Source organism: Alphaproteobacteria bacterium (assembly GCA_016722515.1).
In the GTDB taxonomy this organism is placed as follows: domain Bacteria; phylum Pseudomonadota; class Alphaproteobacteria; order Rickettsiales; family JADKJE01; genus JADKJE01.
Window position 1 is genome coordinate 32,857 of record JADKJE010000003.1, and the last position, 26,951, is coordinate 59,807.

A 26,951-nucleotide genomic window follows, 5' to 3' on the forward strand; every position below is an offset into this window, starting at 1 on the left:
TTATGCCTAATACCACCCAATTGCCGCGTACTCTACAGCCCGCTACGCAGAAGCCGAATGTATTTTCACTCTCGGTGCATGCGAGCCTGAAGGAGGCATTTGCGGCATCGGGCGAAGGCAGTTTCGATGCGTTCATGTCGTTACTTTCTACCTCGAAAGAAGCGCTGGCTGACAGCGCGATGGAAAGCGTGATCGAGGACGAGTTGGCAGCAGCAGGTTACGTTAAAACCCTTAAGTCATTCATCCTGAACCGCAACCGTGCCACCGCACAGGACACGCTGGTGAGCTGCAAACAGGCGGTTGAGGAATATATTTTGCAGCAGGATTGGCGGGTCAATGCCAATGCGAACACCGCTTACAGCAATGCGGGGCTAATCAATAACTCGGCAGGCAAGATTATCGCCAATTACTGGCTCGATAATGTCTATTCGCCCGAAGAAGGTCAGGCACATCGCCGCGCGGATTACCATATCCATGATCTTGACTGCCTTACGGGATACTGTGCGGGCTGGAGCCTGCGTGCGCTGCTCGATGAGGGCTTCAACGGCGTAGCAGGCAAAGTTTCCAGCCGTGCACCCAAACATTTCCGTGAAGCACTGGGGCAGATGGCGAATTTCCTCGGTATTCTCCAATCCGAATGGGCGGGTGCACAGGCCTTCAGCTCGTTCGATACCTACCTTGCGCCCTATGTGTTCAAAGACAAACTTCCCTTCGTCGAAATCAAAAAGGCCATTCGCCAGTTCGTCTATAACCTGAATGTTCCGGCGCGTTGGGGGCAAAGCCCATTTACCAACATCACGCTCGACATTACCGTGCCACCAGATTTGCGCGATAATTTCCCGACCGCTAATTGCATTCACCTGTTCCGTGATATCGATGATCTCGAAATTCTGGCGGAAGCAGCTAAACGTGGCGTCACCAACCTCGAAGACATGACGTACAAACATTTTCAGCCGGAGATGGAACAGATCGTTATCGCCTATTATGAGGTCATGACCGAGGGCGATTCGCACGGGCAGCCGTTTACATTCCCGATTCCAACCGTCAACGTGATGGAAGATTTCAACTGGGACAGCCCCGTTGCCAAAGCGCTGTTTGAGAACACGGCCAAAATCGGTAGCTCCTATTTCCAGAACTTCATCGGCAGCCAGTATATGCTGAATGAGGTAGGTGAAAAGGTACAAAACCCCGATGCCTATGCGCCGCACGCGGTGCGCAGCATGTGCTGCCGTTTGCAGCTTGATCTGCGTGAGTTGATGAAACGCGGCAACGGCCTGTTCGGCTCGGCGGAGATGACGGGTTCCATCGGTGTGGTGACGTTAAACATGGCTCGGCTTGGATATCGTTTCAAAGGCGACCTGCCAGGTTTGATCGCCGAAACCGAGCGTCTGATGGAGCTTGCAAAATCGACGCTGGAGAAAAAGCGCGTATTCATTCAGGAAATGTATGATCGTGGCCTGTTCCCCTACACGCGTCGCTACCTGCCACATCTGCGCAACCATTTCAGCACGATTGGCGTGAATGGTATGAACGAGATGGTGCGCAACTTCACCGGCGATGCCTATGACATTACCGACGAGCGCGGCGCGAAGATGTGTTTGGATATTCTCGACACGATGCGGGTGGAGCTGAAAAAGTTTCAGGAAGAAACAGGCCATCTGTATAATCTCGAAGCTACGCCAGCGGAAGGCACGACCTACCGTTTTGCTAAGGAAGACCGCAAGGCCTATGGCGACGCTATTACCCAAGCGGGCTGCGAGGAGAACATCTACTACACCAACTCCACGCAGATCCCAGTGGGCTATACCGAAGACCCGTTCGAGGCCCTAAACCTGCAGGACAAACTGCAGTGTAAATACACAGGCGGCACAGTGCTGCATCTTTACATGAGCGAAAAGATTTCCTCAGGCGAAGCGTGTAAACGGCTGGTGCGGAAGGTGATAGAAAATTACCGTTTGCCTTACATCACCATCACACCGGTGTTCTCCGTCTGCGAAACCCATGGCTACCTCACCGGCGAACAGGCCCATTGCCCCGATTGCGGCAAGGAGACGCTGGTGTGGACGCGGGTGATGGGTTACCACCGCCCGGTGGCGAGCTTCAACCTCGGCAAAAAAGGCGAGCATAAGGAGCGCAAGCATTTCAAAGAAAATGCACCGCACCTTCCACTCTTCACCACGGAGAACGCGTGTTGCAGCGGGCATTAAACAAGCTCCCTATCACGAGCATTACTCCCTTCACTTTTCAGGATTACCCTGAGCATACTGCCTGTATTTTGTGGTTCTCTGGGTGCAACATGGCATGCAGCTATTGCCATAATCCTGAGTTGGTGAAGGGAGAGCTGGCCAAATTGCCTGCACAGCAGGTGGTCGAGTTTTTGGAATCACGCAAAGGCCTGCTCGAAGGCGTAGTGCTATCGGGCGGCGAGTGCATGATGAGTACCCAGCTTCCAGAATTCGCAGGCTATCTTAAGTCGCTCGGCTATAAAATTAAGGTGGATACCAACGGCACTAATCCCGACATGTTGGCTCAGATGTTGGGTGCAGGTCTGATTGATTATGTAGCACTCGACTTTAAGGCACCAGCCGATTTGTTCTCTAGCATCACGGGGTATGACGGCTACGCATCCTTCGACCGCTCGCTTGCGCTGCTCGTTGCCTCCGGAGTGGGGTTGGAAGTGCGCACCACCGTCCATGCCGATCTGCTCGACGAGGAGGATATTAACGCCATCATTCGCCGCCTGGAAGATGTGGGCTTCAAGGGCGCCTATTACCTGCAGAATTTTCGCCCTGGTAAAACGTTGGGAAACATCGGAAGCCCGTTCGCTAGCTTTGATTTATCACGCCTTTCTAAGTCTTCTTTTATACTCAGCACCCGTAATTTCTAAACGGGGCAGTTAGCCAATAAATTGTATATGCCGTCGTCATATCAATTATGGGTTGTCTTCTGGCGGTTAGATTTTATCTCCCACAAGGGGATTTTATCAACCATTTCAGAGGAGTATCCTATGGAAAGCCCATACTTAAAATTTGCCGACCTATTTTACAGCCTTAGCCCATATGACTTACAGCATATGAGTGAATGCATCTTATGCAAGATCGAAGAGTCCTTCGAAGGCAAATTATGTAGCAAGTGGTGTCAGGCAGAGCTGACAGAGAAGGACATCAAGTTTGCACTTACCGAAGCCATGAAACATATCGTGATCGATTTACGGAAACGCGAATTGGAAATTGGGAAGATTAAACTCAAGCAAGCCAGAGTTCTCGTCTACTCAGATCGGGGCAGTATTGTCTGATTGCTTTGACATTGATTGCTCAACATTTTATCGTATCCCCCGAGGGGGCTGTAATCCCCTAAATACTGCGATTAAGTTTTTAAAGTAGGCTCGTATCACAAAGCCCTGCTTCCGCACGCTCATGCGTCGGGAGTAGGCTCAATACAATACCCGCAAGGGGAATAGGCCTGCGCTCGTATTTAGGCGATTACAACTCCCGGCACCATGCCGAGGTGTGGTAACTTAAAGATGACATCTGAATCCGCGTAGCAGCAATGCTCGCGGATTTTTATTTTGGCAATTTTCTGAGGGAAATGGTGCCGCTTAGGTGACTCGAACACCTGACCCCATCATTACGAATGATGTGCTCTACCAACTGAGCTAAAGCGGCCCATGAGGAGATTTACAAATACTCACAAGCACTTGCAAACCTTTTGCTGACATGGCGCTGATACGAGTGATGCATCAGCGATATGATTACTTCCTAACTCTTTGTCCTTCCAAACTTACTTCCCGCTCGCGCCGCTGTCGCTCCTTGCATTACGAATCCGTTGCTCTACCAACTGAGCTACCTCGGCACATCGTGGGTAAGAAATATGTTTAGCAATATTTTTTTGTTTTGTCATCAGCTAAAGCAACACTTGACAAAAAACAAAAATATCGGATGATACCAGACCTACCTCTTTAACGTGTGGCGGAGTAGCTCAGTAGGTAGAGCAGAGGAATCATAATCCTTGTGTCGGGGGTTCGACTCCCTCCTCCGCTACCACCCTACGCTCTTGTGAGCTTAGGGTGGCGCAGCCACCCTAGAAAAATGATAACGCTGTGGCTTTGCGCTAATGGATGTCCTTGTTTCTTTTATCATGGACAAAACAGCTAAAATCGCGTACAATTCCAGACATTATATATTAAAAATAAAGCATAGAGGTAGTCCATGGCTAAAGCCGCTGATAACAAATTACAACGTAATTTAGAGCGTAATATTGCTGCTTTACTCACGGGAGATGCGGATGAAAGAAGCATCATCGAACAAAATCTTCATCAGATAGCCCAAGAGCGTATCCTAAAAAGTGAGGGTACGGAATTTGGCTTCGCGGTTATGGAGGCGGCTCGCTTACGTCAAGCGTTTGAAGAGGATCTTATTAATCCTTTTAAGGTATGTTATTCGGCTTTTTTACTGGAAAACGAAAGGGAAACAAGTGGCGTTGATGCTGGGAAAAAAAAACCGGTCTCTTACCAGACCTATAAAGATAGGGTTAAGGTTTTATTGAATAGCTTAAGGGAAGGATGGTGGGAAATTAATGATGCAGGAAACGAAAACAGGAGAACCTACTTAGAAGGCAAATTAGCTGGTGCTGGACTTAGTGATCTAGAACAAACCGAGTTAAATGAATTGCAAGATATATATGGTGTAAAGCCAGTGACTTATGTTCGTGATTTGCTAGGATATTTAATTGAATATTCTGGAATTCCTCATGAAGAAGTACAGCAAATTGAGAATGCAAACGACACTACTTACATATCGAGACTTGGAACAAAAATTAGAAAAGCAGACGACCCAAGAGACGCCGGGGATTTTGTATTAAGTCATGACATAAAGAAAGTTAATGCGCTCCGTACTATATTAGGAAGAGATACTCTACTTCGGGATCCGCGAGGTCGGCGAGTTATTAATTTTCGGTCGTTTTTTAGCATTAGAAATCGTGAAGATTTAAAAAATGCCCTTTCTGCCTATGCTGTGGCGGAAAGAATCCAAAAGGGTGTTGACGTATCTCCTGATAATAAATATCGGATATTAGAGAATGCCTATCTTCAATATTGGGATTCGAACGTAGATGCAGGAACCCACAACCGTGTTGAAATGATTCGCTACCTTACATCTAGATCTGTAATCGAAATCATGCGTGGAAAGGGAGAAGCTAAAGGTGAATTTTATGAAGGGTGTCGTGAAAGCGTTGATCGTTTACGCAGAATAGGGGGCATCGTACGCACAGCCAATGATATGATTAGACGCGATGCTCAATGGAGTCCTTTGGGCGACGATGTCATTGATGCGCTCACCGTGGATGAAAATCCAGCTATCGCCATGGCAGCAAGTTTGCGTATGCAAGCTGATGATCCTACTAATCTTCGGCCAGATGAGATCAAACAGATCCTTTTATTTGTTTCTAAAACAGATTACAGAAGTAATGAGTACCTCAGAGGTGCGGCTTTACATCTTGGAGTGCCTGCAGCGAATATACCGGCTTCTATAGCGCAGGTTAGGGCACTGCTTCCGGAAAAAGCCTATAATCCTCATCGGCAGAATCAACTGATGACTTATGCTACCGGGAATACTGATCCAGGCAGACCAATAGTCCAGGCGCTTGGAAGAAATGAATTGTTATACAACCTGAATCTCACCCCTGAGCAACGGGTAGTGGTTGAAAAAGATTGGATTGATAACGGGGGTGTTGTCGGTGGAGAAGTGGATCCACGTTTACGGGCAGCAGCGGAAGCGGCCGATCCTAGTAGGCGTTTAGGTTATGTCAAGGAATTAGAATTACTGGCAGCCCATCATGTTCATCGCCAAGCCCATCCAGCTGATAATTTCCAAACCTTTATCGATAATGAAACCAAACATGGCATTAACGGTATTGATGGATTATCGCCTGAACATGAAATGGAAGCCATTGCGGCGGCTCATATTATTCTTCGCTACTTTAATAAAGCAGCGGATCAGCAGGATTTACCGTTGCTGGTGAAAAGTTCATGGGAGGAAATTGCTGAATTAGCATCCAATGGCGAAGGGGCAACCGGCATTGCCTGTGCGTTAATTATTCAAGCGAAATTGAATCGTGGGGCTAAGCCAAGTGAGATCGATTATAAAGCCATCATGAATGACGTGGATGAGCGGGCTCCAGAGGGCCATGCTTATGCATTGTACCGAAAATTAGGTATTGCTGCAGGTTCGGATCATATTAAAAAATTAGCACACGCACTGGATGAATTTCCAGGCGGGCTTGAGTCTGCGGTCAAATATTATCAAGATCATTTGGATAAAATTCGTTCTGCAGATGCTGCGGCTGTTATTAAAAACGTTCACAATCATGTCGGTCGACAACGCACGACGGCCTATACTAGTTTGGCAAACGCTGTGTTGGCGAATGTCCCACCGGAGGATGCTCACCAGGTAGGGCAGTTGCTTGCAAGGCACAGGGAACAGATCGTGGCCTTGTCTGACAAAAAACGTGCGGAGTTACAAGCTGTTTTGAAACGGACGGCTGCGCAAATAGCACAGGGAGATGCCGCTAAAATTAAGGATTATAGCCTTTTAGGAAATATCATAAATGGTTTTTCTGAAAACCAGGTGGTGGAAAATATTAAAAGCGAGCATGCAAGACGAAAAGGCTATCATGGTTCAGCGACGCGCCAGCGACTTAAACCAACATTAGTGTGGGGAAGTGTAGGGGTTTTGCTGGCTGGAGTGGCGGTTATTTTGGCGCTGGCCATTGTGGTAAGCTGGATACTGATTATCCCCGCTTTTATCTTTTTAGTGGGCGGAAGTGCTACGATCTGGTTCTTAAAAAATCGGTCTAAGTTTTTCGAATATGTCGCTAAAGCATTAGGAAGCACGACGCAAAAATACTTAAATGAAGTTGCGCGTGAATATCTTCGCGATTTTATGGTGGGCCATATGTCTGCGTTATACAGCCAGTTTAAGAAGGGTAAAATTACAGAGGCTGTTTATCTTGATACAATAAACGGTGATTATGGAAAAATTGCCGAGTTCTGTAAAAAACAAAAGATCGACGTACCTAATTTAATGGGGCTTGAGAGCTATTATGGCCTGAAGTTTAATCCCACCGTTGATGCAAGCAAAGGAAGTTTTAGCCTATCTGGCGTAGAAGCCGATCCAAAACTTCAGAAAAAATTGGCTAAATTGAGTGACATCCAACGAGTTACCGAAGAGTTTTATGACAAAGGCATGACCGCGTATGTTAATCCACGTGGTCAAACAATACTTGCTTTTGATCATAACCAATATTCTGCTGGTAACCTTGAGTGGGCAAGGCGTTGTGCCGAATTTCAGTGTGGCGTGGAAATTGGCAGTTTTGCATCGGGCAGTAATTCTAATAAAATTGCCGTGAAAAATATACGTGATCCAAACGTGAAACATGCTATTGAGGTTATGCAGCAAATGGCCAAAGAGTTTGAACATGGTTATATTACTGAAATTGTGAATATCCCTAACCCTAAAGATGAAAAAGATCAATTCTTTGCCAAATGCAGCGATAATACCGTACGCAATCTTAAAGGGGAAGTGGTTCTAGATGACCACCACAATGTGAATCTTTCTGCTGCGAGCGTTACTAATTATGCGCAATATAAGAACATGGGAGACCCTGTGCCTCTGCCTTTGCCAAAACAGCTTGCCGACCATAAAGCTGAAATTCGTCAACGTAATATGGCAGCGGCAGCAGGATAGAACAACATAGTATCTAAAAGGCAATGAAAACATTGCAAGGAGTGCAGCTACTAACATGTTGATCGTACTTGATATTGGTAATACGCACCTGGTCGCAGCCGTGTTTGACGGTGAAATGCTCGTGGGGCATGGGCGGCTCAGCACGCATCCGGAGCGTACGGCAGACGAATGGATGGTGTCGTTGACGCAATTATTTCAACTCCATCAATGGGATATTGCCGCGATCACAGGTGCGGCACTTGCTTCGGTCGTACCGTCGGTTGGTGCGGTGATGAAAGAGATGTGCCGTCCACTTTTTCAGTGTGAGCCGGTAATTGTTGGGGCACAGGGAGTGGCCCTTGGAATCGAGGTTGTGGTGGATAATCCCAAAGAGGTAGGCGCTGATAGGGTGGTCAATGCCCTGGCGGCGTTTACGCTATACGGTCCTAATTTAATTATTGTCGATTTTGGAACCGCGACTACGTTTGACGTGGTGGATGAAGGCGGTCGCTATGTTGGTGGAGTGATTGCTCCCGGTATCAATTTATCAATGAAGGCCCTGCATATGGCAACGGCACAATTGCCAGCGATTGATGTAAAAAAAACGGACAAGGTCGTGGGGACTAATACCGTGGATGCCATGCGTTCGGGGGTGTATCATGGCTATCGCCATGCCATTGAAGGGATTTGTGCGCAAATCAAAACTGAAATGGGGCATCCTTCGATGAAAGTGATTGCTACCGGTGGTCTTGCCTTTTTATTTGCGGATGCAACCCCTGTAATTGACAGGGTCGAGCCGTATTTGACGCTTTATGGCCTTAAACAAATATATGAGTTAAACCAATGACCCCAGTGCAGTTATCAGACAGCGCCGCCAAACGCATTAAAGAACTTGCCATTAAAGAAGGCCGGTTGCAGGCAAAATTGCGCTTGCGTGTTGATGGTGGTGGGTGTTCGGGATTTCAATATCATTATGAGTTAGTCGAAAGTGAACCCGAAGCGTCTGACCTGGTGGTTGAAAATCAAGGCGCTTTTTTATTAGTTGATGAAACATCGCAAGGTTTCTTGGAAGGGGCGATTGTTGATTATGTGGTTCAATTAATCGGCGCCCATTTTGAAATCCGTAATCCTAACGCAAAAGCCAGCTGTGGCTGTGGCAATTCATTTTCACCGTTTTAACTAAATTGAGAGTAGCTGCGTCCTTCGCCCCTTCTCTTAAGGAGGGGCAGATGCATGTGTCTTCGCATGAATCTGGGGTGGTGTGAGGGGGCTCAACAGGTAAGGAGTCCTGTGTTTCTTCTCGTACTGAAACTAGGTGATAAAAATAGGTTGTGTATCCACCATCTACTGCTATCTTAATTAAAAATGAGAGTGGGTTTTTCATGCACGGAATGTTCGTAAAATGGATGGCAATGGGAATGATGTTCTGTGTTCCAGCACCCGTGATGGCTGCTACTGGTACACATGGTTTAAGCATGTTTGGCGAGCTTAAATACCCCGCTAATTTCAGCCACTTTGATTATGTCAATCCCCATGCTCCCCAAGGTGGAGGGATTGTACTGGATGCGCTGGGTAGTTTTGATAATCTGAACCCCTTTATTTTAAAAGGTTCCTCCGGTGCTGGTGCAGATTCGGTGTTTGAAACATTAATGGAACCATCGCAAGATGAAGTCTACAGCCAATATGGACTGATTGCACAAAGCGTTACGGTGGCAAACGATCACCGCTCAATCCATTTTGTACTGCGTAAAGAAGCCACATGGTGGGACCATAGTCCGATTACGGCGGCTGATGTTTGTTTTTCGTATCTGACTCTCACCACCAAAGGCCATCCGATTTTCCGAAATTTATATCGCGAAGTGACGGCCTGCAACGTCGATAATCCGCATGAGGTTACTTTTACTCTAAGCAACCCCACAAACCGTGAATTGCCCTTGCTGGTAGGGCAAATGCCTATTCTATCGAAACATTATTATCAAACGCATGATTTTACCAAAACCACCCTCGAACCACCGATGGCCAGTGGTCCTTACCAGATTACCAAAGTAGAGCCGGGCCGCTCGATTACCTATAAACGGGTTAAGGATTATTGGGGTAGGCATCTACCTATTAAACGTGGACGGGCTAATGTTGACTGGTTGCGTTATGAATATTACCGCGATACAACGGTGGCGGTAGAGGCATTTAAAGCCGGAGAGTATGATTTGCGCTTGGAAAATGTTGCCAAGAACTGGGCAACTGCTTATGATTTTCCGGCATTGCATCAGGGAAAAGTGATTAAAATTGAAATTCCCCATCAGATTCCCAGCGGCATGCAATCGTTTGTGTTTAACACCCGCCGCAGCCCTTTTAATAACCGTGAGTTCCGTAAAGCGCTGCAATACGCCTTTGATTTTGAATGGGAAAATAAAGCATTGTTTCATGGTGCTTATACACGTACCAATAGTTATTTTGCCAATACTGTTTTTGCGCATGAAGGCTTGCCTTCCGCGGCTGAGGTGGCATTGTTAAAACCATTTGCCGCAACATTGCCTAAAGAGATATTTGAGAGCGAACCCATGCAACCCAAGACCGACGGGTCTGGCCATATTCGTGATAATCTATTAATGGCCAGGCGCATTCTTGATAAGGCGGGTTATAAAGTAAAGGATTTTAAACTGGTAGATATGCACACGTCAACGCCGGTGAAATTTGAAATATTACTGAATTCACCTAATTTTGAACGGGTGGCGGCTCCCTTTGTTGCTAACCTCAAGCGCTTGGGAATCGATGCAACGATTCGTACGGTGGATCCGGTTCAATATCAAAAACGGGCAGAAAATTTTGACTTTGATATGATTGTGGATACGTTTAGGTTTGGCAATATACCGGGAAATGAACAAATGAATTTCTGGCATTCCAGCCGAGCTAATGTGATAGGATCCCGTAATCTGGCGGGCATTCAAAATAAGGCGGTCGATGCGTTAGTGGAAGCCATCATCAAAGCCGATTCGATGGAAAGCCTGATGGCAGCAACACGCGCATTAGACCGTGTATTGCTCTTTCATTATTATGTCATTCCTAATTGGTATAACCGTTCTTTCCGCTTGTTATACTGGAATAAATTTGACCGTCCTGCCATAGCGCCAAAAAATGATTTTGGGCTTGATACCTGGTGGGTAAGGCCCGATGCTGTCAACAGATCTTCTCAACCTTAAGCTTACGAGGTCCCTCATGGTACAGATTGTTACCTGGAATGTGAATTCAATTAAAGTGCGTTTACCGCATGTGCTGCGTTTTTTAGAAGAGCATAAACCTGATGTGGTGATGTTGCAGGAAATTAAATGTGTTACCGATGCATTTCCCAAACAGGAATTTGAATATGCGGGGTATATTTGCGCCGTACATGGTCAGAAAACCTATAATGGTGTTGCTATTTTGTCACGCTATCCATTAGAAGATATCGTAACAACCTTACCAGGAGGCGATCAAGACGAACAGGCGCGTTACCTGGAAGCCGTGGTTACCGTGGGTAAGGAAGTAATCCGGCTGGTCAATGTCTATGTACCCAATGGTGGCGAGCCAAAGGGTGAAAAATGGGCCTATAAGTTAGGTTTTTATGATCGGTTATTACAGCATATGCAACGCTTATTGGCCTATGAAGAAAAGTTGGTGTTAGGTGGTGATTTCAATGTTGCTCCTGATCCGATTGATGTCTATGATCCTAAATCCCTGAAAGGTACGACCTGTTTTCATCCCGATGAATGGCAGCATTACCGGCCTATCTTGAATGTCGGGCTGATAGATTCCTATCGTGCGTTATATCCCCATACTCCACAATATAGCTGGTGGGACTACCGTTCAGGTGCCTGGAACCAAAATAAAGGGATGCGCATTGATCATTTACTCTTGTCGCCAGAAGCAACCGATAGCCTTAAACAAGCCGGTGTTTACCAGGAAGAACGCGGCCGCGAACAAGCAAGCGACCATGCACCGGTGTGGTGTGAGTTTTAGAGGTGGCTCCGGATCGGTGTGAAGGCCAAGCGCTCCCTACCTTGTCTGGAGTCCCCTCCCACCACCCCAGATTTATGCCGAAGAGGGCATAAATCTGATCCTCCTCACCAGAGGTGGGGTGAGCCTGTGTTAACGCTTTTTTGACATGATGCTTATACACTCATACCCATGCAACATACGTCATGGAAAGAATGGTTCCCTGGCCTGGATAATGGTCATTTAACCCTTAAACAGGTGAGGGATACGCTGCCGGCTAATCAACCAGAAGACATTCACTGGCTAGTGAGGTTGTTTGAAAATCCGGCATCGAAAATTTCATTTCGCGGGGCGGTATCGCTGCGTCGCCATGATTTTATCCATATTCTCCTAGGGCGCGGATTATTGTCGGAAGACGAAGCCTTTGTGATTGGCTATACCATGGGCACGGTTCCTGGCGTGACCAACCTTGAGCGGATACTCTATAAATGGGTAGCACGTTATATCTACCCAAAACCCTATAAAATGTCCAAAGATGATCTTGTCGCCTATGACCTTGGCTTTACAGAAGGAAAAGCCTCACCGGTGAAAGCCATTTATAAGGTGCATTTTGCTCCGCTTGAGCCATTAACATTAGCGCAGGTGCGCCAACAACTAGGGATCGACACAAACCGATTGCGCCAAGCGTTTGCTAAAGAAAAAATAGCATTGCCTAACACAAAAGCAAGCGGCCGCCTACCAGCGCAATTCCATATTCCTCCTACTTAGCTATGCGCCTCGTGCGTACAAGAAATCAGGGATTGAAGGGTATATAACGCCTTACCTGTGATAATGGCGTCCTGGGCCAAGACAACCCCTTCCGTTAAATCACCGACCTTACCGGCAACCAATAGTGCCGCCGCACTATTGAAAAGGACGATATCGCGGTAAGGTGAGCTGGCGCCTTTAAGCAGCGCAAGCATGGCTTTGGCATTATCATGGGCAGAGCCACCTAAAATCGAATCCAGAGGAGATGAGGGGAGTCCTGCATCTTCAGGGCTAATGTCAAACGTACGGAATTGGCCATTATCTACTTCGCATACGCGGCTTTTGCCAGTAATCGTAAGTTCATCAAGCCCGTATTCTAAGCCACCATATCCATGCACAACCCATGCACGTTTACACCCTAAGCGGTCCAGCACATGAGCGATGGGGTCTACCAGGTTGATATCATAAACCCCAAGCACATGATAACTGGTGTTAGCAGGGCTACATAAAGGGCCCAGTAAATTAAAGATGGTACGAAAGCCAAGTTCCAAACGGATCGGGCCGATATGTCGCAACGCCTGATGAAATTGCGGCGCGTAGAGGAAACATAAATGATGGGTATTCAGGCAATCCTGCATGATGGCAGGAGAGGCTTCGATGTTGATTCCTAATTCTTTAAGGACATCGGCCGAGCCAGAACGTGAGGATACCGCTTTGTTACCATGTTTGGCCACCGGTACCCCACAGGCGGCAACCACGATCGCAACTGCAGTGGAAATATTCAATGTGCCAGCCTGATCGCCGCCAGTACCGCAGGTGTCGATAGTACCAGTAGGCGCCATAATCGTTGCCGAACGGGCACGCAGGCTTCTGGCGGCACCAGTGATTTCGTCAATGGTTTCACCTTTCATGGTAAGGGCGGTGATAAAGGAAGCAATTTGCGCGGGTGTAGCGCCGCCGCTCATTATAATTTGAAAAGCACGTGCGGCTTCGCCTTCGCTGAGATGGTGTTTCGTAACGATTTTCTTGATGTAGGTTTGAATTTCATTCATGCTGCTTTCACCAGGTTCAAAAAATTACGCAGCAATTCATGTCCATATTCGGAAGCGATGCTTTCGGGATGAAATTGCACGCCATAGACAGGCAGCGTTTTATGCGCCAGTGCCATGATGATACCATCGTCATCTTCTGCGGTAATGCTCAAGCAATCAGGAAGTGATGCACGGTCGACAATCAGCGAATGGTACCGGGTGACATTAAAAGTTGCCGGAAGCCCTTCAAACAGATCGGTGCCCTTATTGGAAATGGTGGTTACCTTGCCGTGCATAGGTTGCGGTGCGCGGATAACATGGCCGCCAAAGGCCTGACCAATCGATTGATGCCCCAGGCACACGCCAAGAATGGGGAGTTTACCAACGGCTGCTTTGATAAGGTCAAGACACACCCCTGCTTCATTGGGGGTGCATGGCCCGGGCGATAAAACGATGGCCTCGTAATGGCGTGATAATAATTCATGGGTAGAAAGCACATCATTACGGACAACATCAACGTCAGCACCTAATTCACCTAAATAATGAAGGAGGTTATAAGTAAAGCTGTCATAATTATCGATCAACAATAACATAGGGGTTACGACTTTTCTTGAGTAACAAAACGTGGGGTAAGGCAGGCGGCGCGCATCAATGCTTTGGCTTTATTGCAGCTTTCCTGATATTCACCTTCAGGGGTGCTGTCGGCCACAATACCACCACCGGATTGAATGGTCAAAACGCCATCCTTCACCAGTGCAGTGCGCAGGGCAATACAGGTATCCATATCGCCGGTTACCGAAAAATATCCAACACAGCCAGCATAAAAACTGCGGCGTTGTGATTCGAGCTCATCAATAATTTCCATCGCACGTATTTTGGGAGCTCCCGAAACCGTTCCGACTGGAAATCCGGCCATTAACGCATCAATGGCATCTTTATCAGGACGTAGGGTCCCATGAACATTGGAAACAATATGCATCACGTGGGAATAACGTTCGACCACCATTTGTTCGGTGACCTCCACGCTGCCAACGGTAGCAACGCGACCCACATCATTACGGCCTAGATCAACCAGCATCAAATGTTCGGCCAATTCTTTGGGATCGGATAACAGGTCTTGTTCGTTGGCTTTGTCTTCTGCGTCGGTCAGCCCACGTTTACGTGTACCCGCAATAGGGCGTACCGTAACCGTATCGCCTTGAAGCTTAACCAGGATTTCCGGGCTTGAACCCACCAGGCTAAATCCGTCCATGTGCATATAAAACAGATAAGGGCTAGGGTTGAGATGACGTAGCGACCGATACAAAGCAATGGCAGGAAGGGAAAAAGGAGACTGGAACCGCTGCGACAAAACCACCTGGAAGATATCGCCGGCTATAATATAGTCTTTCCCTTTCTCAACCATTTGATAATAGGTGTCTTTATCGATGTTGGTTTGAAAATGGAGATCAAGTTCTGGCGCTTCCAGCAAGGAACCGGCAATGGGCCGTGCATAACTGAGGCAATCAAGAATCTGTTGAATGCGTTGTTGTGCTTGTTGGTACAGCTGTGCCGTATGGCACGATGCATTTGGCCAGCTGGCGGTGATAATAAACAGTGCGTCACTTACGGCATCAAATACCAACACCGTTTCAGGGCGGATAAAAATGGATTCTGGAATATCGATCGTATCTGGGTTTTTATTGGGGATATCCTCGATATAACGAATCATATCATACGTCATAAACCCAAATAAACCCATAGCCATGGGCGGAAGCCCCTGCAAGGATTCCTCAGCGACATCCATCGCCTTGACCAAGGCTCTAAGAGCGTCAAAAGGATCTTGGTTTTTTTCAAGCAGCGAGGCATAAGCTGAGGCGTTATCGCCAATCAACAGAGGAGTCCCATGACGTACTTCAAACCGTAATTCGGCACCGAGGGTAATAATCGAATAGCGGCCTCGTTTTTCACCACCTTGAACCGACTCAAACAGGGCGTGGTAAGGGCTTAGATGTTTTGTTTTTAACATTACGCCAATGGGTGTTTCCGTATCTGCGGGGATTTTAAGCGAAACGCAAACGGGTTTTCCAGCCTCAGTCAGGGTTTTAAAAACTTCAAAATTAGGAAACATTGGCAGGGTCATATAAGCGGTGGTTACGAATCATCGTGATTAAGGTTGAGATACACTTTCACAGGAAATTCCTGACGTAAGCTGTTGATATATTGTTCGTATAATTCATTGCCCAGAAACTTGGACATCGAATGGCGATATTCTTCAAAGCGCGTATCTTGATTAGGATTGGTCATGCGGTCAATACGGATAAGGCGAACAATATCATACCCTTCATTCTGGTTAGGTAAAACCGAAGACGTGGTGCGTTCAGCAAGGCGGAACACCGACTTATCAATATCACTTTCATCGGCACTTGAACGAACGATGGTCTTGGTGTTTATGGTCAATTGGTTGGCTCCTGGCAATAAAGCAAGGTCGGTTCCATGAGCCAATGCTTTTTGAATGTCATCCGCTGCTGTTTTCAACAACGAGGCTTTGGTTTGGTTTTTCCACACTTCAATCACTTTGGCTTTGACTTCGTCGAGGGAACGTTTGCGTTTAGCGGTGATGTCATCAACACGTAAAATGAAACGCTGACTGTTATCTTCACTTTCTAACACAGCAGAATCAACGCCCTTATCCGATTCAAAAGCGGTTTTCATAAAAATAGGGCTTTTGGGTAAGCCATCGACCGGATTACCGCTTAGATTTTGCATGCGCTGATCAAGCGGTCCTGCTTTTGAAACCGCTAAATTAAACTGTTTGGCAACGGCTTCCAATGAGGCACCACTGGCGAGAGCATCCTGTACGTTATTGGTAAAATCATAAATACCTTCAGACGCTTTGTTCGATTTTATTTCTTTGCGGATCGCCTCCTTTACTTCCTCAAACGGGGCATAGCCTTCTGGATAAAGTTTAACCGCGCGGACAATATGCCATCCTAAATCCGATTGGACTGGTTGGCTATAGCTGCCTTCCTTTAGGGCAAAAGCCTGTTCGGCTATGGCTTTTGGAAGATCACCTTTAGAGACATGATTCAGCCTAAATGCAGAAATATCTTGATGGGATTCTTCTTTTGCTACTACCGTAAAAGCCTCGCCTTGTTGCAAGCGTGCATAGGCTTTCTGGGCAGCATCCTGATTAGGGAAGAACATATTATCAATATCGCGCCGCGCATCAATGCGATACTGGGTTTTGTTGTTTTCATAAGCCGTTTTAATGTCGGCATCGCTTACTTCATAGCGCTCGGCGATGGTTTTATTATCAATGACAATCCAGCTGATGGTGCGATATTCAGGTGCATCAAACTGAGCTTCATGGGCATTATAGAAAGAAACCAGATCGGTTTCCTTGGGATCGGGTACAGACGTGATATAAGAAGGTGAGAGGGAAACCAGTTGGTAGGTCCGGCTTTCGTGAGAGCGGGTGAAAAGTGTTTTAGAAATATCAGCCGGATAAGGTAATTGTCCAAATAGGGAATCGCGCAGTAATTCGATAGATAATTCCTGACGGATATGGTTGAGATAGTCTTTCTCACTGATGCCTTGATTGGCGAGGAACATCTGGAAGTTGTCTTTTGCAAAATGGCCTTGGTCATCTTGAAAATGGGGGAAAGATTTAAGTGCTGAAACCGCAGAACCCATGCCGACTTCAACACCCAGTTTAGTAAGGTGCTCTTTTAACAGCGATTGCACGATCATACGTTCAAGCACGATATTTTCCAGACCAAACGCATTCATTTGCTGTTCGGTAATCTGATTACCAAAACGACGACGGAAATAATCCTGTTCGCGGCGTAATTCTTCCTGGAACGTGCGCATATTGACCGTATTACCGGCTACTTCAAAGGCGTAATTGACTTTATTGCCACGGAAAACATCATTAATGCCCCAAAGAATGAAACTGCCAGCGAGCACCACCATCAGTACTTTAATAACAAAATGGTTCGAAAATTGACGTAATGTATGTAGCATAACCCGTGCCCTATTTTGTGATCATATGAGTGTTGCCACGGAGGCTATCATATTCTGGTTGATAATGGTAGCCAAAACCGTTCATGAAACGACGTACGCGAAATGGCCAATCGGAAAAAGAGCCGTATAAATATCACTGTGTCGGACGTGCAATCCCCGGGTAGCCATGCCAACCGAAGCCCCAATGTCATAAGTTAAAAACTGGATACGGGTGACTATGACGTAGTTTGTGGGGCATTATTGACCCCAAAAGAGCTCCGTTATTCTTGCCGTTTTTAAGCAGTGTGAGCCGCAAGTGAATGCTGCTTAAAAAGGGCGGGAATCCAGCACAACACTCGTTGCGCGACTAGCGCAATTCCTAATCCAATTCTTAACTGAAAGGTATTGACCCGAAGCTCGTAAGGACGAAGGATGGCGTGCCCGAAGGGATTCGAACCCCTGACCCACAGCTTAGAAGGCTGTTGCTCTATCCAACTGAGCTACGGGCACGCAAAGAACTTGAACCTCTATTTATAACGAATTAGAATCACGAATGCAAGAACCTCGATTGAAATCCACCTTGCAAATAATTAATGTTGTTGTGAAGGTCACGCAGGATGGCGGGGGATATAAATAGTTCCTGTAACCTGGTTTGGTTAACTTGGTTATAAGTAAACTTATCCTTTAGGAGATCTAACATGTTCAAAAACCGTATCATTTCATCAGTACTTGCTGCTGCTTTATTGTCTTCAACCGCTGGTGTTGCTTTCGCTGCTGATGAAGCTGCTCAAGCTCCTGCTGCTACCACAGAAGCTGCTGCTCCTGCTGCTACTACAGAAGCTGCTCCTGCTAAAGCTATGAAAGCTCATCGTTCTTCTAGCTCTAAAAAGCGTGACAGAATTGCTGCTAAATGCGCTAAAAAATTCGGCACTGATCAAGAAAAAGTAAAAAAATGTGTTGAAGCTAAAGGCGATTTCTCTGCAGTAGAAGGTTCTAACGCTGCTGAAGCTAAAGATGCTGCTAAAGATGCAGCTAAAGAAGCTAAAGTTGAAGCTAATGATGCTGCTAAAGAAGCTAAAGTTGAAGCTAAAGATGCTGCTAAAGAAGCTGCTAAAGAAGTTAAAGATGCAGCTGCTGCTACCAAAGCTGATGCTAAAGCGTCTGCTGAAAAGAAAAACTAATTTATTAGTATTCCTTTTTACCTTTAAAAACGTACCGTGCCGGGTTATGCTCGCGCACGGTACTACTTTTTTGGGAGGTATGTGTCTTGCGAATTTTAGTGATAGAAGATGATGAGAGCCATGCTCAATTTATCACCGAAGGTTTAAAACAGGCCGGCCACGTAGTGGATAGAGCTAAAGATGGTATGGATGGGTTGTTTTTGGCAACCGAAGAAAAATATGATGTGCTGGTCGTGGACCGCATGATTCCAAAATTAGATGGCTTAGCTGTCATCCAAACACTCAGAAGTGCTGGCAATAAAACCCCTGTTTTGGTATTGAGCTCCTTAAGTAAAGTAGAAGAACGTATTAAAGGTTTACGCGCCGGTGGAGACGACTACCTAGTAAAGCCATTTGAATTTGGTGAGTTAATCGCCCGCGTAGAAGCGCTTGCCAGACGAGCAACGCCTGAACAAGCCGAACAAGCGCTACTCAGGATTGGCGAATTAGAAATGAATCTGATCACCCGTGAAATCAGGCGCAGTGGTCATAAAATAGATTTACAGAATAAAGAATTCAGGCTGCTTGAATTTTTAATGCGCCGGCCCGATCAGGTTGTCACCAGAACCATGATGCTAGAAGGGGTTTGGGATTTTCATTTCAGTCCTAACACCAATTTAATTGATGCACAAATGAGCAAACTTCGCCTAAAAGTAGATAAGCCTTTTGCTAAACCGTTAATTCGAACGGTCAAGGGCGCTGGCTATAAAATCAGTGCGAAAGATGATTAAAGATTTTTTGAAGACATTTTCGTTTTGGGTTGGGGTGATACTTTTTGTGAGTATCAGCACAACCTTGCTTGTTTTAAAAATCTTAGCTTATTATCAATCCGTTGATGCCGCCTATGAGGAAGTAAAACATGTAGCCGAAGCTCATGTGGCTGAAATTAATCAAGGTATGGAAACCTATGGGCCTGCGTATGTTAAAGAATTGGTTGATGCGATTGTTCGCGAAAATAAAGATAAAAATCTCTATATGGGGTTTCAAGGCGATGAGGGACGCTCCGGAAATTTTAGTCCCTGGCCAAAATTAAATAAAAAAAACGCCTCAAAATGGCACGAAATTTATTTTCGTCAGAACAAGGGAGAGCAGCTTCTGCATCTGTATGTTCGCCAATATCATTACCAAGATGGTGAACAATTGCTGATGGGTTATGATTTAAAGGATGTTGATTATATCCGCGCTGCGTTTGTTCGAATCCTGGTCGAAAATATTATTTTGTCCTTTATCCTTTCGTTTTTATTGAGCTTATTATTAGTGTGGTTGCTCAATCGTTATCTACAGAGGGTGAATGTGTCGTTTGATCATATCATGTTAGGTGATTTGGGATACCGTATGAAAGTGATCAGCCCGATTGACCAGTTTGGAGTATTAGCCACTAATTTTAACCGCATGCTGGAATGGATCAATGCCCTGGTGAATACCGCAAAAGATTCTGGAAATGCCCTTGCGCATGATTTGCGTACGCCACTGAGTCGCCATCGTTTGGAGCTGGTTGCCTTATCGCAAAATTCCCAAATGCCGTCTGAGTTGCGCCAACAGGTGGTTGATGCGATTGAGCGTGTCGATATGTTGGTAGAAATGTTCGATAATATTCTTACCATTGCCAAAGCAGAATCGCGTTCGGCAACCGAGTTGTTTGAGCGCGTCAATTTAGCGGATATTGTTCGAGATATTGTCGATTTTTATGAACCGATGTTTGAAGACAAAAAAGTAACCATTGTTAAAACACTGCCTGATGAAGATATTTCTATCCTCGGTGATGAACAGTTGTTGCGGCAGGCGGTTATGAATGTGATTGATAATGCGGCCAAATATGTACCCTATAAGGGAACGATTGACATCGTGTTAAGCAAAAATAATCATCAGGTCACGCTTGTTATTGTGGATAATGGTCCGGGAATTCCTCCGCATATGATTGATAAAGCCAAAGATCGCTTTTTTAGAGCCGATGAAAGTAGAAACACGAAGGGCGTTGGGTTAGGATTAAGTTTGGTGAATGCGGTAGCTATGCTGCATCGTGGCGTATTGGAGCTTTCCAATAATGACCCTGGCCTTAAGGTGTGTCTGACACTGAATTGTTAAAAGGGTAAGTATGTTTGAACATCTGAGACATAACAATAGCCTTCCCACAAACGCCGTCATATACGGACACTAGTGCAGCCCAAGGGGGAGCTGAGGATAATGGAATTTTAATGGAAATGCCCAAAATGGAGTCAGCCTTATTCATTACAAGGGTGACATGCGTGCTATGGGTAGCAGGGCACAAGAAAGCTAGGCTTCTAGTAATTTAACAGCCGCAGCTTTGGCTTCGCTTGTGATATGTTCACCTGACAACATACGCGATATCTCTTCAACGCGTTCGTGAGAAGAAAGCGATTTGACCGTGGTTGTTGTGGATTGATCGTGGATATGTTTTTCAACCTTATAATGGCTTTTGGCGTAGCTGCAAACTTGTGGCTGGTGGGTGACGACTAAAATTTGTGCATAGGAACTGAGTTGTTTAAGACGTTTGCCAACGCTATCGGCCACGGCACCACCGATACCCGTATCAATTTCATCGAAGATAAGGGTTGGGGTAGAGGTAGTCTGTGTGAGCGATACTTTCATAGCCAGCATGAGGCGCGACAATTCACCGCCAGAGGCTACTTTAGCCAGGGTAGCAGGAGGTTGTCCCGGGTTGGTGGCTACTAAAAATTGGACATGGTTGATACCATGAGGGGCAAATGTGGCTTCGCTGCTGTGGGTAATGACATCAATACTAAAACGGCAATGCCCTAATTTAAGGGCGGGAAGTTCTTCATTCATTGCTTTTTCGAGTGTGGTGGCCGCATGTTTGCGACGATCGGATAGTGTTTGTGCCAAACGTAAATATGTTGCGGTGCATTCGGCTAATGCTTTTTGCAGCTTATCCAGATGAACATGTTGGTGACGGATGATATCAAGCTGTGCGCCAATTTCGTCTTTAAGCTGGCCGAGTTCATCGCATGGGCGCTGAAACTTACGACTGGCCGCTCGTAAGGCAAAGAGGCGTTTTTCAGAAGCATCCAGCTTTTCAGGATCATAGGCTTGCTGGTCCAAAACATCTTCAATTTGTGTGTAAGCGGATAAGGTGTGTTCGTACGCCTGTTCTAGCGCGGTATCAATGGAGGCTTTTTGCTCAAAGTCAGGCAGGCGTGAGAGCAGATGCTGAAGCGAGCCAATCCGTTTGGTGAGTGGTTCATGGGCATCAAATGATTGATGCAAAGCAGCCAGTTGCTCACTTGCTTTAAACCATTGCTGTTGCTGCTGGCGGTCGTGAGCGAGTTGTTCTTCTTCACCTGGGAGGGGATTCAGTGTGCTTAATTCTTCATAGGCAAAGGTGAGATAGTCCGCCTCCTTTTCTGCTTTTGCCTTAGCAAGAGCTAACGCTTCAAGTGCTTGTTTTGTTTGCTGAAGCTGTTCATACGCATGACTTACTTGCAGCAGTAACGGTCCATGCTGGCCATACTGGTCTAGTAATTGTCGATGGGTGGTGGCTGAAAATAATCCCTGCTGGTCATGTTGCCCATGAATCTCTACCAGATATTCGCCTACCGTATGCAGCAATTGAACCGATACGGCTGTATCATTAATGAAGGCACGGCTTTTGCCATCGGCACTGATTTGGCGGCGGATGATCAGCCCATCACTTATATCAATGCCTTGTTCTTCGATAATGGCAATTGCGGGACTTGTGGCAGGTAGATCAAAAAAAGCTGTGACACTTGCAGATGTCTGCCCATGGCGAATCGATTGGGCTGAAGCACGTTTGCCCAAAATGAGGCCAAGGGCATCAAGGATGATCGATTTACCTGCACCTGTTTCTCCTGTTAATGCACAAAAGCCAGAAGTAAAGTCGATGGTTAACCGGTCGATTAAAACAAAATGATGGATGATTAGTTGACTTAGCATAGGCACATGCTAATCGATTTTGCGGGGGATTCAAGAAGTTCCTTAGCGGCTGCCTCAAGAATGCCAATAGCTAGGTAGCGCGTAATTTATTTTTGAGGAAGAATAAGAGCAAAAGTCCGGGAATGGCTCCCGCCGCGGTGATGGCAAAAAACCAGCTCCAGCCAATAACATCAATGAATGAGCTGTCGGGGAAGAAAAATGAATCGATCAAAAAGATTCCCGTTACCAAAATGGTGCGGCTAAACGAAGCGATAGAACTTAATAATGCATATTGTGTTGCCGAATAACGTTTGAGGCACAAGGCGCTCACATAACTAACGAAAGCTGCTGTTGCCATACTGCCGGTAAAATTTTCAACGCCGATGGTGACGAACAATAATGCCAGACTATGACCAGCATATGCTTGCAGGCAAAAGAGCAAATTAGACAACATCTGTAATATGCCCGATACCCATAATGCCCTCATGGTTCCCCAGGTTTCAGTAAGAATTCCACCCAAAACGGCTCCGGCGATGGTGGCGGCAAATCCAAAGGTTTTAACAACCATTGCCACTTCTGCTTTGGAAAAACCCATTTTAACCAGAAACGGGCTGGTCATAATACCAGCAAATGCGTCGCCAAATTTAAAGAACAGGATAAAAATAAGGGCTAACCACCAATAAGGTTGTTTAGCAAAAGAGACAAACGGAGCAACGGTTGATTCACGCATTGATTTGCCGGTGAGTACTGTAATCATCAGGCTGATAATCAGGAAAAAAGAAATACCGGTAAAGATGGCACGTGCCAGGCGCAAGCTATAATGGGGATTGATGATGGCGCCCATGTCATAGAGTTCATGGATTGCCAATACCAGTACCATCGACACAACGCCTAAACCAAGCCTTACGGGCATAGTTATTTTGTTCACTGTTGAAATACGTTCAGGAACGGAAGGTTCTTTTGAAAAGAGAATGGCAACCATACCCACTACCATTAGCAAGGCAGCCATCAGGTAAGCCGTTGACCAGTGATAATATTGTGCTACCAGTAAACCGCCGGCGCTAGCTACTAGCATAGCTACTCGATAACCAAATACGGCAATGGCTGCAGCGTGTCCTTGCAGTTCTTTGGGCAGGCTTTCGATACGGAAGGCATCGATAGCAATATCTTGCGTAGCTGAAGCGGTGGCAACCAGAAATGCCAGCACCGCAACCATGCCTAAATTTTCTTTAGGGGAGGTAAGCGCTAGCCCGGCAATGGCTCCCATCAGTAAAATCTGTGCGAAGAGGATCCAGCCTCTGCGCTTGCCAAGTAACGTGGTAAAAGGAGGGATCGGTAAATGGTCAACCGCATGCGACCATAAAAATTTTAAGGTATAAGGAACACCGACAATGGCAAATAACCCAACTTGCGACATTGAGATTTTTTCTTCGGTTAGCCAGAAGGTAAGATTAGATAAGGTCAATGGTAAGGGAAGGCCACTGGCAAACCCCAAGAAAAACAGGCGTAGAAGCCCTGGATGATTATAATCTTTTAATGCTTGCAAAAATCGAGTCATGAAGGATATTCTAAAAGGCTGTTGTGGGTGTGTAAAGCATTCTTTTAGGGTGCGGCCTTATTGTTTAATAATCTGTGTTAGTCGAGGTGATAGGATGCGTAAATGGTTGAAGATGCCGATAACCTGTTTGGTATCGTGTGGAATATCTGCGACATCAATGTTATTTCCTGTGGCGGAATCATATGCTGTTGACGAAATCGTGCCAGAGGGAGCCAGTGCCATTACAGAGAGGCATATCGTTAAAGCCAGTAAAATGATGGTGGTGAGTGGTAACCAGCAAGCGTCAGAAGCGGGAATGGAGATTTTGAAAAAAGGTGGCTCCGCAGTTGATGCCGCTATTGCGGTGCAAATGGTTTTAAATATTGTTGAACCCCAGGCTTCAGGAATTGGAGGCGGTGGTTTTTTAGTGTTTTATAATGCACGCACACAAAAAATTGAAACCTATGATGGCCGTGAAACGGCGCCACTTCGTGCATCGCCGACGATGTTCTTAAATGACGACCAAAAGCCAAAAGACTTTGAAGATGTATTGGTAGGAGGCATGTCGGTTGCGGTTCCTGGTGTGTTGCGGATGCTCGAATTGGCACATAAAGAACATGGTAAAGTGAAATGGGCAACGCTATTTGAGTCGGCCATCAAACTGGCAAGAGACGGATTTAATGTGAGTGACCGGCTTTATGAAGTCGCTAGCAAAGAAGGGCATTTAGGAGACATACGCACAACAGCCCATTATTTTTTAGATAAGCATGAGACACCTAAAAAACCAGGAACACTTATCAAAAACCCAGAGTTGGCCGATACATTTACGCTGATTGCCGAGAAAGGAGCCAGTGCTTTTTATACTGGGGATTTGGCAAATGATATCGTCAAAGCAATCCACGAGTCACCGGTGAATCCTGGTGTTATGTCGTTAAAAGATCTGGCCTCGTACAAAGCGGTTAAACGTGCGCCTGTATGCATGCAATACCATGTTTATTCGGTGTGCGGGATGGGGGCACCAAGCTCTGGGCCAACCGCTGTGTTGCAGGCGCTTGGCATTTTAAGCCAATTCGACTTGGCTAGTTTGTCGCCACAATCAGTCAAAGCAGTGCATGTGATTACTGAGGCTACCCGTCTGGCTTTTGCGGATCGTAACCTTTATTTAGCGGATGGCGATAAGGTTCATATTCCTGCTGCGGCTGATTTGCTGAATGCCGATTATTTAAAACAACGTTCCCATTTGATTGACGAAAAGCGCCGTATGAACAAAGCGCCTGCCGGTGATATTTGCCCACGCTGTGAAGAATCGGCGAACCTTGATTTTCCTTCGACTACCCATTTTAGCATTGTGGATCAATTTGGAAACGTTGTCTCGATGACATCCAGCATTGAACATGCATTTGGTTCCAGTTTGATGGTGCGTGGATTTTTGCTGAATAACCAAATGACGGATTTTGCATTTGAGCCACAAAAAGGCTGGCATAAAGTGGCTAACCGGGTTGAGCCGGGTAAACGCCCACGCAGTTCAATGTCGCCCATGATTGTGCTTCGAACAACCAAGGATCATCGCAAAGAATTTTATATGGCCATTGGTTCACCTGGGGGGGCGATGATTATCCCGTTTGTGTTGCAAACCATCATTGCGGTCTTAGATTGGAACCTGGATATCCAGGAAGCAATTTCCATGCCGCATTTTTTAACGATAGGGGATAATGTACAGTTGGAAAAAGGTACGAATATCACCAGCCTGTCGCGACAACTTCAGTCCCTTGGTCATCCCGTGGAAATTACCGAATTAACCAGTGGACTTCATGGTATTGTTCGGGATAAGGGGATTTATTATGGTGGTGCAGACCCTCGCCGGGAAGGGTTAGCCGTTGGCGAGTAAGGATGCTTCTTCTTAGAGTATCCTTTTCCGGGAAGGATTAGTTGGATTTTCCGGTGGATTAAGCGCCGAAAATTATATCTGCATTACCAAAGCCACGCGTCCAACTGCAACGCGTGACCTTGCAGATGTGGTTGCCAAGAAAGCCCTCCTGAAGGTTGGGGAGTTAAGGTATGCACGTTATTACCTTACTATAGGCGGTTCCAACTAAGGAAATAAGCCGATCACCAGTGCAATTACCTAGAAATATTGGTTCGTAATCGTGAGCGATTTAATCCCTTCCCACCATCAACAAAAGTTGCTACTCTGACTTAGGGTTTTAAAAGCCCTAATCAGACGGTTGTCATGTCGTCATCATGCCATTCTTATGGACGGGATGCTTATCTACTGTCCAGGAGAAAACACTAAAGGGATAGCCGATAGCGCATACCGCACTCAAAACTCAGAAGAGGTACCAAGACCAAATGAATCATAAACTTAAACCATTGATAGGATTTATAGCGTTGATCATCGTTGTGCAAACCATAGGAAGCTTCGCAACGTTCAGTTCAGTGCAAAGCTGGTACCCAACCTTGAATAAGGTTGCCTGGAACCCACCTGCATGGGTTTTTGGTCCGGTATGGACAGCACTATACATCATGATAGCAGTCAGTGGCTGGCGGGTTTGGGTTGTATTGGGACCACGCCCATATCACCATTGGGCAATGCACTGGTATTTTTTTCAGTTAGTTATAAATTTAATGTGGTCGGTACTTTTCTTTGGCCTCAGAAATCCACTGGCAGGATTGCTGGATATCGTGGTGTTACTGGGAGCTATTATGATGACCATTATATCCTTCTGGCGGTTGGATAAGCAGGCCGGACTCTTGCTGATTCCCTACGTATTGTGGGTACTTTATGCATCAACGCTTAATGCTGGAATTGTGTATTTGAATTAACAAGACG

General features: G+C 46.2%; 20 protein-coding genes and 3 tRNA genes. 15 read left to right on the forward strand and 8 right to left on the reverse strand.

Annotated features, from left to right (window positions below):
* Positions 1 to 2 precede the first annotated feature (2 nt).
* From IPP74_08905 to IPP74_08915, 3 genes are read left to right on the forward strand one after another with little or no spacing between them, the layout of a single operon-like run.
* Positions 3 to 2,207, forward strand: a complete 2,205-nt coding sequence (locus tag IPP74_08905; protein ID MBL0319388.1) for a ribonucleoside triphosphate reductase — start codon at positions 3 to 5, stop codon at positions 2,205 to 2,207.
* Positions 2,189 to 2,887, forward strand: coding sequence for an anaerobic ribonucleoside-triphosphate reductase activating protein (locus IPP74_08910; GenBank protein MBL0319389.1), 699 nt, complete (start codon positions 2,189 to 2,191; stop codon positions 2,885 to 2,887). The genes IPP74_08905 and IPP74_08910 overlap by 19 nt, the downstream gene beginning before the upstream one ends.
* A gap of 27 nt (positions 2,888 to 2,914) precedes the next feature.
* Positions 2,915 to 3,295 (forward strand): hypothetical protein, encoded by a 381-nt coding sequence (locus tag IPP74_08915; protein MBL0319390.1) that lies wholly within the window; start codon positions 2,915 to 2,917, stop codon positions 3,293 to 3,295.
* A 294-nt stretch (positions 3,296 to 3,589) separates the two neighbouring features.
* Here IPP74_08915 and IPP74_08920 read toward each other — a convergent pair.
* Positions 3,590 to 3,665, reverse strand: a tRNA-Thr gene (locus tag IPP74_08920).
* A gap of 302 nt (positions 3,666 to 3,967) precedes the next feature.
* On the opposite strand from IPP74_08920, the gene IPP74_08925 reads away from it, so the two are divergent.
* The 7 genes from IPP74_08925 (at position 3,968) to IPP74_08955 (ending at position 12,458) form a co-directional block, all read left to right on the forward strand.
* A tRNA-Met gene (locus tag IPP74_08925) sits at positions 3,968 to 4,043 on the forward strand.
* 165 nt (positions 4,044 to 4,208) lie between these two features.
* Complete coding sequence (locus IPP74_08930; GenBank protein MBL0319391.1) at positions 4,209 to 7,742, forward strand: hypothetical protein; 3,534 nt, start codon at positions 4,209 to 4,211, stop codon at positions 7,740 to 7,742.
* A 55-nt stretch (positions 7,743 to 7,797) separates the two neighbouring features.
* Positions 7,798 to 8,568, forward strand: coding sequence for a type III pantothenate kinase (locus IPP74_08935; protein MBL0319392.1), 771 nt, complete (start codon positions 7,798 to 7,800; stop codon positions 8,566 to 8,568).
* Positions 8,565 to 8,900 carry an iron-sulfur cluster assembly accessory protein gene (locus tag IPP74_08940; protein ID MBL0319393.1) on the forward strand — a complete coding sequence of 112 codons (336 nt, stop codon included), beginning with the start codon at positions 8,565 to 8,567 and terminating at the stop codon, positions 8,898 to 8,900. Before IPP74_08935 ends, IPP74_08940 begins: the two co-directional genes overlap by 4 nt.
* 227 nt (positions 8,901 to 9,127) lie before the next feature.
* Positions 9,128 to 10,918 carry an ABC transporter substrate-binding protein gene (locus IPP74_08945; GenBank protein ID MBL0319394.1) on the forward strand — a complete coding sequence of 597 codons (1,791 nt, stop codon included), beginning with the start codon at positions 9,128 to 9,130 and terminating at the stop codon, positions 10,916 to 10,918.
* A gap of 16 nt (positions 10,919 to 10,934) precedes the next feature.
* The gene (gene xth / locus IPP74_08950; GenBank protein MBL0319395.1) at positions 10,935 to 11,714 is read left to right on the forward strand and encodes an exodeoxyribonuclease III; all 780 of its coding nucleotides are present in this window, start codon (positions 10,935 to 10,937) and stop codon (positions 11,712 to 11,714) included.
* 168 nt (positions 11,715 to 11,882) lie between these two features.
* Entirely contained in the window at positions 11,883 to 12,458 is a 576-nt protein-coding gene (locus tag IPP74_08955) for a hypothetical protein (protein MBL0319396.1), read from the forward strand.
* Here IPP74_08955 and trpD read toward each other — a convergent pair.
* From trpD to IPP74_08980, 5 genes are all read right to left on the reverse strand, one after another.
* Positions 12,455 to 13,489, reverse strand: a complete 1,035-nt coding sequence (gene trpD, locus IPP74_08960) for an anthranilate phosphoribosyltransferase (GenBank protein ID MBL0319397.1) — start codon at positions 13,487 to 13,489, stop codon at positions 12,455 to 12,457. The genes IPP74_08955 and trpD overlap by 4 nt on opposite strands.
* Positions 13,486 to 14,061, reverse strand: coding sequence for an aminodeoxychorismate/anthranilate synthase component II (locus IPP74_08965; protein MBL0319398.1), 576 nt, complete (start codon positions 14,059 to 14,061; stop codon positions 13,486 to 13,488). The genes trpD and IPP74_08965 overlap by 4 nt, the downstream gene beginning before the upstream one ends.
* A 5-nt stretch (positions 14,062 to 14,066) precedes the next feature.
* On the reverse strand, positions 14,067 to 15,578 hold the full coding sequence (gene trpE, locus IPP74_08970) for an anthranilate synthase component I (protein ID MBL0319399.1): 1,512 nt from the start codon (positions 15,576 to 15,578) through the stop codon (positions 14,067 to 14,069).
* Positions 15,579 to 15,601: 23 nt separating this feature from the next.
* Entirely contained in the window at positions 15,602 to 17,473 is a 1,872-nt protein-coding gene (locus IPP74_08975; GenBank protein ID MBL0319400.1) for a SurA N-terminal domain-containing protein, read from the reverse strand.
* A 412-nt stretch (positions 17,474 to 17,885) separates the two neighbouring features.
* Positions 17,886 to 17,962 (reverse strand) — tRNA-Arg (locus tag IPP74_08980).
* 188 nt (positions 17,963 to 18,150) lie between these two features.
* On the opposite strand from IPP74_08980, the gene IPP74_08985 reads away from it, so the two are divergent.
* The 3 genes from IPP74_08985 to IPP74_08995 all read left to right on the forward strand — a co-directional run bounded on the left by IPP74_08985 (position 18,151) and on the right by IPP74_08995 (position 20,757).
* Complete coding sequence (locus IPP74_08985; GenBank protein ID MBL0319401.1) at positions 18,151 to 18,633, forward strand: hypothetical protein; 483 nt, start codon at positions 18,151 to 18,153, stop codon at positions 18,631 to 18,633.
* Positions 18,634 to 18,719: 86 nt separating this feature from the next.
* Complete coding sequence (locus IPP74_08990; GenBank protein MBL0319402.1) at positions 18,720 to 19,403, forward strand: response regulator transcription factor; 684 nt, start codon at positions 18,720 to 18,722, stop codon at positions 19,401 to 19,403.
* 46 nt (positions 19,404 to 19,449) lie between these two features.
* Positions 19,450 to 20,757: a HAMP domain-containing histidine kinase gene (locus tag IPP74_08995; protein MBL0319403.1), complete on the forward strand. Its 1,308-nt coding sequence runs from the start codon at positions 19,450 to 19,452 to the stop codon at positions 20,755 to 20,757.
* Positions 20,758 to 20,946: 189 nt separating this feature from the next.
* Here the strand turns inward: IPP74_08995 and recN are convergent, their stop codons facing one another.
* Positions 20,947 to 22,605 carry a DNA repair protein RecN gene (gene recN / locus IPP74_09000; protein ID MBL0319404.1) on the reverse strand — a complete coding sequence of 553 codons (1,659 nt, stop codon included), beginning with the start codon at positions 22,603 to 22,605 and terminating at the stop codon, positions 20,947 to 20,949.
* A 70-nt stretch (positions 22,606 to 22,675) separates the two neighbouring features.
* Positions 22,676 to 24,142, reverse strand: coding sequence for an MFS transporter (locus IPP74_09005; GenBank protein MBL0319405.1), 1,467 nt, complete (start codon positions 24,140 to 24,142; stop codon positions 22,676 to 22,678).
* A 94-nt stretch (positions 24,143 to 24,236) separates the two neighbouring features.
* Between IPP74_09005 and ggt the strand changes: the two genes are divergently transcribed.
* Complete coding sequence (ggt, locus tag IPP74_09010) at positions 24,237 to 26,009, forward strand: gamma-glutamyltransferase (GenBank protein MBL0319406.1); 1,773 nt, start codon at positions 24,237 to 24,239, stop codon at positions 26,007 to 26,009.
* A 461-nt stretch (positions 26,010 to 26,470) separates the two neighbouring features.
* Positions 26,471 to 26,944: a tryptophan-rich sensory protein gene (locus IPP74_09015; protein ID MBL0319407.1), complete on the forward strand. Its 474-nt coding sequence runs from the start codon at positions 26,471 to 26,473 to the stop codon at positions 26,942 to 26,944.
* Positions 26,945 to 26,951 lie beyond the last annotated feature (7 nt).

Excerpts from the sequence above, each read along its gene's own strand:
- IPP74_09015 (MBL0319407.1), top strand. The coding sequence starts at position 26,471 with ATGAATCATAAACTTAAACCATTGATAGGATTTATAGCGTTGATCATC.
- IPP74_08955 (MBL0319396.1), top strand. The coding sequence starts at position 11,883 with ATGCAACATACGTCATGGAAAGAATGGTTCCCTGGCCTGGATAATGGT.
- IPP74_08940 (MBL0319393.1), top strand. The coding sequence starts at position 8,565 with ATGACCCCAGTGCAGTTATCAGACAGCGCCGCCAAACGCATTAAAGAA.
- recN (MBL0319404.1), bottom strand. The coding sequence starts at position 22,605 with ATGCTAAGTCAACTAATCATCCATCATTTTGTTTTAATCGACCGGTTA.
- IPP74_09005 (MBL0319405.1), bottom strand. The coding sequence starts at position 24,142 with ATGACTCGATTTTTGCAAGCATTAAAAGATTATAATCATCCAGGGCTT.
- trpD (MBL0319397.1), bottom strand. The coding sequence starts at position 13,489 with ATGAATGAAATTCAAACCTACATCAAGAAAATCGTTACGAAACACCAT.
- IPP74_08915 (MBL0319390.1), top strand. The coding sequence starts at position 2,915 with ATGCCGTCGTCATATCAATTATGGGTTGTCTTCTGGCGGTTAGATTTT.
- IPP74_08975 (MBL0319400.1), bottom strand. The coding sequence starts at position 17,473 with ATGCTACATACATTACGTCAATTTTCGAACCATTTTGTTATTAAAGTA.
- IPP74_08945 (MBL0319394.1), top strand. The coding sequence starts at position 9,128 with ATGGCAATGGGAATGATGTTCTGTGTTCCAGCACCCGTGATGGCTGCT.
- IPP74_08985 (MBL0319401.1), top strand. The coding sequence starts at position 18,151 with ATGTTCAAAAACCGTATCATTTCATCAGTACTTGCTGCTGCTTTATTG.
- ggt (MBL0319406.1), top strand. The coding sequence starts at position 24,237 with ATGCGTAAATGGTTGAAGATGCCGATAACCTGTTTGGTATCGTGTGGA.
- IPP74_08930 (MBL0319391.1), top strand. The coding sequence starts at position 4,209 with ATGGCTAAAGCCGCTGATAACAAATTACAACGTAATTTAGAGCGTAAT.
- IPP74_08905 (MBL0319388.1), top strand. The coding sequence starts at position 3 with ATGCCTAATACCACCCAATTGCCGCGTACTCTACAGCCCGCTACGCAG.
- trpE (MBL0319399.1), bottom strand. The coding sequence starts at position 15,578 with ATGTTTCCTAATTTTGAAGTTTTTAAAACCCTGACTGAGGCTGGAAAA.
- IPP74_08965 (MBL0319398.1), bottom strand. The coding sequence starts at position 14,061 with ATGTTATTGTTGATCGATAATTATGACAGCTTTACTTATAACCTCCTT.
- xth (MBL0319395.1), top strand. The coding sequence starts at position 10,935 with ATGGTACAGATTGTTACCTGGAATGTGAATTCAATTAAAGTGCGTTTA.
- IPP74_08935 (MBL0319392.1), top strand. The coding sequence starts at position 7,798 with ATGTTGATCGTACTTGATATTGGTAATACGCACCTGGTCGCAGCCGTG.